Source organism: Microbacterium lacticum, assembly GCF_006716815.1.
Classification (GTDB): Bacteria; Actinomycetota; Actinomycetes; order Actinomycetales; family Microbacteriaceae; genus Microbacterium; species Microbacterium lacticum.
Genome location: NZ_VFPS01000008.1, coordinates 109,223 through 117,636 on the forward strand (window position 1 = coordinate 109,223; position 8,414 = coordinate 117,636).

The window sequence follows — 8,414 nt, forward strand, 5'->3', positions numbered from 1 at the left end:
ACCACGAGAGGAACGTTCATGTATCCCACCATCAAGCCGCTCGACGTGGATGTCCCAGACATCCAGCCGGATTTCTCGGCACCCTTCTTTCAAGGCTTTCAGACCGTCGCGTCGTACATCCTCGCCGGAGCACTACTGGTCGTCCTCATCATGCTGATCCTTGCCGGAGCAGCACTCGCTTTCCGAGGACTCGCGTCAGACAGAGTGCGCACGTGGGCGGGCGAGAACATCCTCTGGATCTTCATCGCTGCCGCGGTGCTCGGCTCGGCGAGCGGGCTCTTCCAATGGTTCGTCGGGTTCGACTTCGGGTTCTGATGAACGCGCGCTGGATGGTCGCGCTCGGGATTCTCATCGGCGTCCTGATGAGCTCCGTCGCGCCCGCAGCGCGGGCCGCGCCCTCCGTTGACGTCGCTGACGTAGCTGACGTCGCTGCAGCGAGTACGCCGTCGGGGCGCGAACTGTTCGCTGAACCGTGGACTGCGCCGTATTTTCCGGTGCACTGTCTGGAGTCGGCCGCACAGGTCTCGTGCACGCCGGAGTCGCCCGCAGACTCGGTCGCACAAAAGTGCTTCCTTCGTGTCATCCTCACCAACGGTGAGCGCGCCACCGTCTGCACGACCTACGAAGCCCACACCCACGCCATTCAGGCCGCCGGCGGCAAGGAAGGAATCATCCAGTTCGGCTGCAGTCTGGGCGATGGCGTCTGCGGCATTTTCGAGAACGCCGGGCGCGGCATGGCTGCCGGGACGACGGCGGCGATGTTCGCCGTCGCAGAAACGATGCGTTTCGACACGTCCACGGCGTTGTGGAGTGCCGCGGTCGGTGAGTGGTCCTTCTGGCGATGGGCAATGCTCGCGGTCATGTTCGCCGCGATGGCCTGGGCGATCGCGGCAGCCATCGTTTCGGGCGAGCGAGACCAGCTCGTGAGCGCCATCATCCGCTCGTTTCTCGCTTTCCCGGCGACGGCCGCGACGCTGTGGTTGACCGGCCACGTATTGAACGCGATCGATGACCTCACCTGGTACGTCATGAACCGCGACGGGCCCGCGGTTCTGTTCCGCACTCTGCAACAGGTGATGTGGGCGGGCGGAAAAGCCAACTACTTCTTCGGGTTCGTCATCATCGGACTCCTGCTCACCGCGATGGTGCTTCTGATGCTCGTTTTCGCCTTTCGCAATATCGCCCTCGCAGCGCTCATCATGGTTGGCCCCCTCGCCTGGATGCTCTTCCCCGTGCGCTCGATCGGGCCGCAGTGGATCGTGCGGTACCTGTCAGCGGTCGTCGTCCTTCTGCTCACCGGACCGCTGACCATCGGTTTCGTCACGTTGATCATCAACGGACTGGCTTCTCTCGACACGATCTGGAACCCCCAGGCATGGCCGTTGCTCGCCGGCCTGATATTCGTCGCGTTCGCGCCCTTTGCCGTGTTCGGCCTCTTCAGCTTTATCGGGGCAGTGGCGGCGGATGCCGGCGGTTCAAGTGTCGGCTCGCGTGCCGGCCACGCCGCCTCCACAGTGGCACGCAAGGCGATGAGCGTGCCGGCCCGCATCAACGCTCACCCCGCAGGGCGCGCGCCGTCGAACCCGAGAGGACCTCGATCGTCCACACGTTCGTCGGTGTCCGGAGTGAAGAGACCCTCTGGCACAACCGAAACGTCATCCGCCACCTCGAGCCGTTCGAGCACGTCCTCGGGTTCGACCACGGCCACGTCCCCGGGTTCGACAACGACAGGACCCAAGACGGCGAACGCCAGCGCACCGACCAACGCCAGACCCGGACAGAATCCCCGCCCGTCGGGAGGGCCTCAATCCGCACCGGCGCCGAGCCGCCCTGATCGGAGAACCTCATGACCCTCGACGACTACGCCCGCCCCGTGCGACTCCCGCGCCGATCACGGCAGGGGATCGTCATGGGGATGGATGGCTGGCAGCTTGCCTTCGTCACCGTTGCAGCCGCCTGCGTGTTGCTGTTCGTGAACCGATTCGGGCCATTGGGCCTCCTCTACGGCGCACCGATCTATCTGGCGTTCGGTGCGGTCGCCGTCACCACCATCCACGGCGTTTCCGCGCCTCGAATGATCGGACTGTGGACCATGAAGCAACTACGCCACGCAACGAGGGCGACGGAGCAGACCTACCGCCCCGAGAAGCCTCACCTCGCGGGAACCCTCAACCTGCCCGGCGTCCGTGCGTCGGTGCAGCTCTGGGAGATCGACGGCCTCGCCGCCGCCTACAACCCGCGCGACCGCTCTGTCTCGGTCACGGCCGAGCTCGAGGTGCAGGGCTTTCTCATGAATGACCTGCCCGAACGGTTCGAGCTCGCGCAGCAATGGGAACGCGTGCTGGCATCTTTCACCCAGCGCCCCGGGATCAAGCGGGTCAGTTTGCAGGAACGCACGCTGCCCACGACGATCCGCGCGGCACGAGACCACTACGAGAGCGTGCAGCAGCATCGCAATCTCGACAGCCAATCCCCCGTTGCAAAGAACTACGCAGAAGTGATGGATGCCTCCGAGCGCTTCGCCGTCGCGCACCGCAACTACCTCACCTTCACGATCGACCTGATCGGTCAGAGCGCCCAGCTGCGCGCGCTCGGCGGCGGAAAGGATGCGATCCTCTCCCTTGCCGCGATCGAGGCGGCGAACCTCGCCGACGCGCTGCGGGCAGCCAAGATCCGTGTGCGCCGTTGGCTCTCTCCCCGAGACATCGCCGCACTCGCCCGCATCGCGTTCGATCCCGACTTCGCGGCGACCGTGCAGAATCGGGCCGGCGACCTCGAAGGTGTGGATCCATCAGCCATCGGCCCCATGCACCTCGAAGAGCCGTCACGCCGCAACGCGGTCGTGCTGACCGACTCCGGCATCCACACGACGATGTGGATCCACGAGTGGCCACGGTCCGACGCACCGATCGGGTTCCTCTCTCCCCTCGTGTACGCCAGGCACCCGGTCAGCGGAGAAGCGGTGAGCCACATCTTCACGCTCGTCCTCACGCCGGTCCCCGTTTCCAAGGCGCTCAAGCGCATTCGCGACGAGAAGAAGATCTGGCGCGGAAACGAGCAGCTGCGCGCGAAGCGCGGTACCGACGGCTCGGCTGCGGATGCCGCGGACTGGGAAGCACTCGAACGCCAAGAAGAAGAGATCGTCGCGGGTCACGGCGAGTACCGCTACGGCGCATACCTGACCATCAGCGCGTCGGACGACGAGGAACTCGATCAAGCGATCGCCGGCATGCGGAACGCCCTTTCGCGTGCAGGCATGGAGGCGCAGACCTTGTACTGCCAGCAGGCGGAGGCACTCATGGTCAACGCCTTGCCGTTGGGACTGGGGATGAAGTGATGGCACGCAAGACCGTCATCTTCGAGCCCGGCGATGCCGACCGCCGCGAGCGCCGTCGGCTGCGCAAGTCTGCGCGCGCGGTCGAACGGGCGCCGGCGACGGAGTCCTCGAGCCGCCGGGATCGCCGACTACCGGATGCTGCGGTGCCCGGCCCGTTCGGACCGGGCCTGTTGGAGGGCGGGTACTGGAACCTCGCGGTGTCAGCGATCCCACCGCACCAGGCGACGTCGCAGCACATCGCCGGCATCTACCCGTTCGTCGCCGATGGCGGGCTCGGACACCGCGGGCCGATCGTCGGCGTCGATCTGAACGCCGACGCGCTGTGGCACTTCTCGCCGTGGGATGCCTACGTCGACACGAGCGACCGTGGGGCGTTCTCGACCAACATCCTGGTTCTCGGCGCGTACCGCTCAGGCAAATCGGCGACGGTCAAGACCCTCGCCACGCGTTCGATCGCGTTCGGTCACCAGGTGGTCGTTCCCTCAGACCCGAAAGGCGAGTGGGTCACCGTCGCCGAGGCGATTCCCGGCGGGAGCGTCATCCGCCTCGGCGGCGGCACCGGTGCCCGGCTGAATCCGCTTGCACGCGGCCCCCGGCGCACCGGAACCAGCGACGAGCAGCACGAGCAGATGGTGAAGCAACGCCGCATCGCGACTCTCATCGCCCTGGTCGAGATGGCGCTCGGGACTGTTCGGCTGACCGCTGTCGAGCACGCGGCGATCCACGACGCTTTGGAACGGTGCATCGACCGGACCGGTGATCACCCGACGCTGCGCGGCGTCTACGACGAGCTGGGCGAAATGGCATCCGAGGCCAACACAGACCCTCACTCCCAGCAGGGCGCACTGCAGCCTCGATTCGTGCTTCGGCGGTTCGTGACCGGAGACCTTTCGGGTCTCTTCGAAGACGAGTCCACCGTCGAGTTCGACCAGGATGCCCCGATCGTCGTCACCGACACCAGCGAGCTCTTCGCTCGCGGTGAGCTCGCCGCGCAACTGACACAGGTATGCACGACGGCGTGGATCCAGGCCGTGATCAGCGATAGGGGCGCGCACCGCACTCGTTACGTCGTGCGCGAAGAAGGCTGGCGCGACATGACCTCGCTCGCCGCCCTGCAGATGTTCCAGCAGTGGCTGAAGCTGTCGCGGCACTACGGCATCAGCAACATCGTCATCCTTCACAAGATCGGCGACCTCGACGCCGTCGGCGAGGCCGACTCCGTCGAGCGAGCGCTCGCGTACTCGATCATCGGCGACATCGAGAACAAGTTCATCTTCCGCGTAAATCAGCAAGAGTATCGGGGCCTCCGCGACCGGTTACAGCTGCCTCCGGCGCATGCCGACCTCGCCCGGCAGCTGCGCAAGGGTGAGTTTCTCGCCTATGTGGGGCAGTACTCGTACCTTGTCGACTGCTTCGCGACCAGCACCGACTGGGAGCGAAACCTCTTTCAGACCGACGACGCCATCGATTCAGGCGACCACGACGACGACGCAGAGAACCTCGCGGTCGACCTCGACGCACTCTGGCCTATCGACGAAGAGATCGACACCGACATCGGCGGGTGGCTTGCCACCCCCTCCCCGGAGGAGCAGAAATGAGCACCACACTCAACCGAGCCTTCGCGACCGTCGAAGGCTCGACGGCACGGTTCACGACACTCGACGGGCGCAGCGAAGATCTCGCCGCGCAAGACGGATCCGATATCCGGCAGGCGATCATCCAGCGCGCGATTCTCGAGGCTCGCCGCACCGGTTCCACAGTCGAGCTGGTGACGTCGGGCGACCGCGGCAGCCACCGCATTCGCGTCGCTCCTGACGGCACGTCCTCGCCTGTCGATGACGGCGCGTCGACGCTGCGGCGCACGCGCCCCGACCCCGACCCCGACCCCGACCCCGACGTGCACTCAAGCCTGGATGCTCACATTCCATCGGCGTCCGTCGACGAAGTCCCGACGGCCGAACCGCTCCACCCTGTCGAGCCGGCACCGAGCGGGAAGCGCGCCTCCTTCATCCCCGCAAGCACTGGGCCGAGCGAGCGAGCGAACGGGTGGCGGGCGCTGCTTGCTCGATGGGGGCTGGTGGTGAAGCCGTCACCCACGCAGGTTGAGCACGACGAACGCATTCGTCTCGCGTCCCGGCACTGGGCGGGCTGCCGCACGATCGCCGTCGTCAATGGAAAGGGGCTCTTCGGAATCAAGGGTGTAGCGAGGGTCTGAAACCTCCGGCCTCGAGCAGGCTCCTGGCTGTGTAGTTCGCGAGGTTGCGGAAGCCGAGCGCGGAGCCGCGGAGATGCTCGAGTCGGCCGTTGATCGCCTCTGTCGGACCGTTGCTCGTGCCGGGCAGGTCGAAGAACGCGAGGACGTCCGCGGCGCGCTGCTTCAACGTCCGACCGAGCCGGCGAATCTCGGCCAGCATCGCGGGGACGCCACTGCTGACGGAATCGATCACCGACCGCATCATCTCCTTCGCCTTCTTCTTGTCGGGTTCGCGGTAGGCGGCGACGATGCGCTGGTAGATGCCCCAGGTCGCTTCGACCTCGACGTGCTCCTCGACCGCGAACACCGCGTCCAGCCGTGCAGTCTGCTTCTCGGTGAGGAAGCTCACGCCGGTGTGGAGGGTGCGGCGGACCCCGTAGAGCGGGTCCCCGGCGTGACCGCGGTGCCCGAGAGTGTCCTGCTGAACCCTCTGCCGGGTCCGGTCCAGGGCGTCACCGGCGAGCCGGACGACATGGAACGGATCCATCACCGGGACCGCGTCGGGGAGTTCCTCGGACGCGGCGGTCTTGAACCCACTGAACCCATCCATCGCGACCACTTCGATCTGCTTCGACCACTCCTTGGGCCGGGCGGCGAGCCACTGCTTGAACACCGCCTTCGACCGACCCTCGACCATCTCCAGCAGCCGTGCGGGACCTGTCTTGTTGCGGGCGGGCGTGAGGTCGATGATCACGGTCACGTACTTGTCACCGAACCGTGCGTGACGCCAGACGTGCTCGTCGACGCCGATCGTGGTGACGCCGTCGAACCTGGCCGGATCGTCGATCAGCCGCCGCTTGCCCTCGGCGAGGATCGCGGTGTTCGCGGTGTGCCACGACACCCCCAGGCCTGCCGCGGCGCGGGAGACGGTGAGGTGGTCGACCACGATCGCCTTCAGCGCCCACCCGACCCCGCCGCGGGAGATCTTCGCCCGCGGCGCCGCCGCGTTCGTCGTGTCCTGCCGCCAGGTGCGGCGGCAGTGGCCGCACCGGTAGCGGCGTACCCGCACCAGCAGCGTCGTGGGCCGGTGACCGAACGGCTCGTGCGCGAGCGGACGCGTCACGGTGTCGCGCGGCACGCCCTCGGCGCCACACTTCCGACACCACGGGTCATCGTCAACGACGCGGCACTCGAGTACCGCCCGGTCGGGCTCGATCAACTGGCCGATGGCTTCGAGGCCGAGCTCATCGAGACGGCAGAACGTGGTGAGGTCAGGGGTCGCGAACGTAGGGTGGCGCAAGTCGAGGTCTTCCGGCAGATGGGCAGTGTGAGAACTTCCATCCTGGAAGACCTCGACGTCTATCCGCGAACCAGCCGCCGACCCTCGACTACACCCTCAACTGCGAAGAGCCTGGAAAGGGAGGTGTCGGCAAGACGCTGACCACCGCGATGCTGTCGGCGGTGTTCGGTCGCTATGGAGGCGGCAACGTGTTGGCGTGGGACAACAACGACACTCGCGGCACTCTTGGCTGGCGCACCGAGACGGGACTCTACGACACCACCATCCGCGACCTGCTGCCCGCAGCATCGAACCTGCTCTCCCCCGATGCCGGCGTCTCTGACATCACCCGCTTCGTTCACCACCAATCGGCCGATCGATACGATGTGCTGCGTTCGAACCCCGAGTTGCTCGCGGCCGATCAGCGCCTCACATCGACCGAGTTCGAACAGCTCATGCGGGTCGCCGCGAGGTACTATCGGCTCGTCGTTTTCGATTCCGGCAACGACGAGTCGGCTGACCGCTGGCTCAGCATGGTCGACCACAGCACGCAGCTCGTTGTGCCGACGTTGACCGCGCCTGAGTCAGCCGAGTCGGCCGCGCTCCTCCTCGAAGCGCTCGGAGCCCGCGACGAACGGTCACACGATCTCGCTCGCAATGCCGTGGTGGTGGTTACGCAGGCCGAGCCGGCCCGTCCGGCCGAGCTGCGCGACATCGTGCTCGGCTTCGAGGGCCGCGTGCGTGACATCGTGGTCGTCCCGTTCGACCCGGTCCTCAAGCGCGGTCCGCTCCGGTTCGATGACCTGCGCACTCCGACGCGCGAGGCCTGGATCCGCGCGGCAGCCGCAACCGCTGCGGGGTTGTGAGGGATGCCATGAACGAGAGCGTGCTCGGCAAAGTCGTCGCGGTCGGCATCGCGATCGCGTTCCTGCTGAGCGTAGCCTTCGCGTTCATCGGCGAGACGGTCACGACGTGGATTTGCGGCACCGCACCGCAAGCTGACCATCTGTTCTCGGGGTTCTGGCTCGCGCTCACCGGACAGGCGGACGTATACAAGGCATCCGGTACGTGCGCGTTGCCGGTATGGCAGATCCGCGTCGCCGATCTGCTCGCTGTCCTTCTCGTTGTCGGCGGAGGCATCGCGCTCATCGTTTGGTACCGCCGCTACCGGCACTCAGACCGCGCGTTCATCGCCGATCTTCGAATGCGCCCGGGGTTCGCGACAGCAGCCGACATCCGCTCGCACCTCTCAGCGAAGGCTGCCATTCGCCGTGCGAAGCAGCTGCGGCCCGATCTCACACACCCGACGGCCACCGATGTCGCCTGGCGGGTCGGAGCGTCACGCGGCATGGACGTGTTCGTATCCATCGAAGACTCCGTGACGCTCGAAGGACCTCCTCGGTCCGGCAAGGGATACCGCGTTCTGATCTCCGCGATCCTTGACTGGGCGGGGCCGCTCATCACAACTTCGACCACCAACGACAATCTGACTGCGACGATGCAGATGCGGGCACGCCGAGGAACGGTGCACGTTTTCGATCCGCAGGGGCTCTCCGGCATCCGCGACACGCTCCGCATAGATCCGATAGCGGGGTGTGCAGACC

General features: G+C 66.3%; 8 protein-coding genes. 7 read left to right on the plus strand and 1 reads right to left on the minus strand.

The features are described 5' to 3' along the window. Positions 1–18: 18 nt before the first annotated feature. From FHX68_RS14940 to FHX68_RS14960, 5 genes are read left to right on the plus strand one after another with little or no spacing between them, the layout of a single operon-like run. Entirely contained in the window at positions 19–315 is a 297-nt protein-coding gene (locus FHX68_RS14940) for a hypothetical protein (RefSeq protein ID WP_141381476.1), read from the plus strand. Further along, positions 315–1,850 carry a hypothetical protein gene (locus FHX68_RS14945; protein WP_141381477.1) on the plus strand — a complete coding sequence of 512 codons (1,536 nt, stop codon included), beginning with the start codon at positions 315–317 and terminating at the stop codon, positions 1,848–1,850. Before FHX68_RS14940 ends, FHX68_RS14945 begins: the two co-directional genes overlap by 1 nt. Beyond that, complete coding sequence (locus FHX68_RS14950; protein ID WP_141381478.1) at positions 1,847–3,337, plus strand: SCO6880 family protein; 1,491 nt, start codon at positions 1,847–1,849, stop codon at positions 3,335–3,337. Before FHX68_RS14945 ends, FHX68_RS14950 begins: the two co-directional genes overlap by 4 nt. Then, positions 3,337–4,935, plus strand: a complete 1,599-nt coding sequence (locus FHX68_RS14955) for a hypothetical protein (protein WP_141381479.1) — start codon at positions 3,337–3,339, stop codon at positions 4,933–4,935. Before FHX68_RS14950 ends, FHX68_RS14955 begins: the two co-directional genes overlap by 1 nt. Further along, positions 4,932–5,552 carry a hypothetical protein gene (locus FHX68_RS14960; protein ID WP_141920331.1) on the plus strand — a complete coding sequence of 207 codons (621 nt, stop codon included), beginning with the start codon at positions 4,932–4,934 and terminating at the stop codon, positions 5,550–5,552. The genes FHX68_RS14955 and FHX68_RS14960 overlap by 4 nt, the downstream gene beginning before the upstream one ends. Here FHX68_RS14960 and FHX68_RS14965 read toward each other — a convergent pair. Further along, positions 5,530–6,831 carry an ISL3 family transposase gene (locus tag FHX68_RS14965; RefSeq protein WP_141920072.1) on the minus strand — a complete coding sequence of 434 codons (1,302 nt, stop codon included), beginning with the start codon at positions 6,829–6,831 and terminating at the stop codon, positions 5,530–5,532. The genes FHX68_RS14960 and FHX68_RS14965 overlap by 23 nt on opposite strands. A 149-nt stretch (positions 6,832–6,980) precedes the next feature. Here FHX68_RS14965 and FHX68_RS14970 point away from each other — a divergent pair, with 149 nt between their 5' ends. After that, positions 6,981–7,676: a MinD/ParA family ATP-binding protein gene (locus FHX68_RS14970; protein ID WP_211345099.1), complete on the plus strand. Its 696-nt coding sequence runs from the start codon at positions 6,981–6,983 to the stop codon at positions 7,674–7,676. Between the two features lie 8 nt (positions 7,677–7,684). Further along, the coding region (locus FHX68_RS14975) for a type IV secretory system conjugative DNA transfer family protein (RefSeq protein WP_170219075.1) at positions 7,685–8,414 on the plus strand (730 nt) is incomplete at its 3' end.

What these genes read in the sequence shown, in the direction of transcription:
- FHX68_RS14940 (WP_141381476.1), top strand. Translation starts at nt 19, where the DNA reads ATGTATCCCACCATCAAGCCGCTCGACGTGGATGTCCCAGACATCCAG.
- FHX68_RS14945 (WP_141381477.1), top strand. Translation starts at nt 315, where the DNA reads ATGAACGCGCGCTGGATGGTCGCGCTCGGGATTCTCATCGGCGTCCTG.
- FHX68_RS14950 (WP_141381478.1), top strand. Translation starts at nt 1,847, where the DNA reads ATGACCCTCGACGACTACGCCCGCCCCGTGCGACTCCCGCGCCGATCA.
- FHX68_RS14955 (WP_141381479.1), top strand. Translation starts at nt 3,337, where the DNA reads ATGGCACGCAAGACCGTCATCTTCGAGCCCGGCGATGCCGACCGCCGC.
- FHX68_RS14960 (WP_141920331.1), top strand. Translation starts at nt 4,932, where the DNA reads ATGAGCACCACACTCAACCGAGCCTTCGCGACCGTCGAAGGCTCGACG.
- FHX68_RS14970 (WP_211345099.1), top strand. Translation starts at nt 6,981, where the DNA reads ATGCTGTCGGCGGTGTTCGGTCGCTATGGAGGCGGCAACGTGTTGGCG.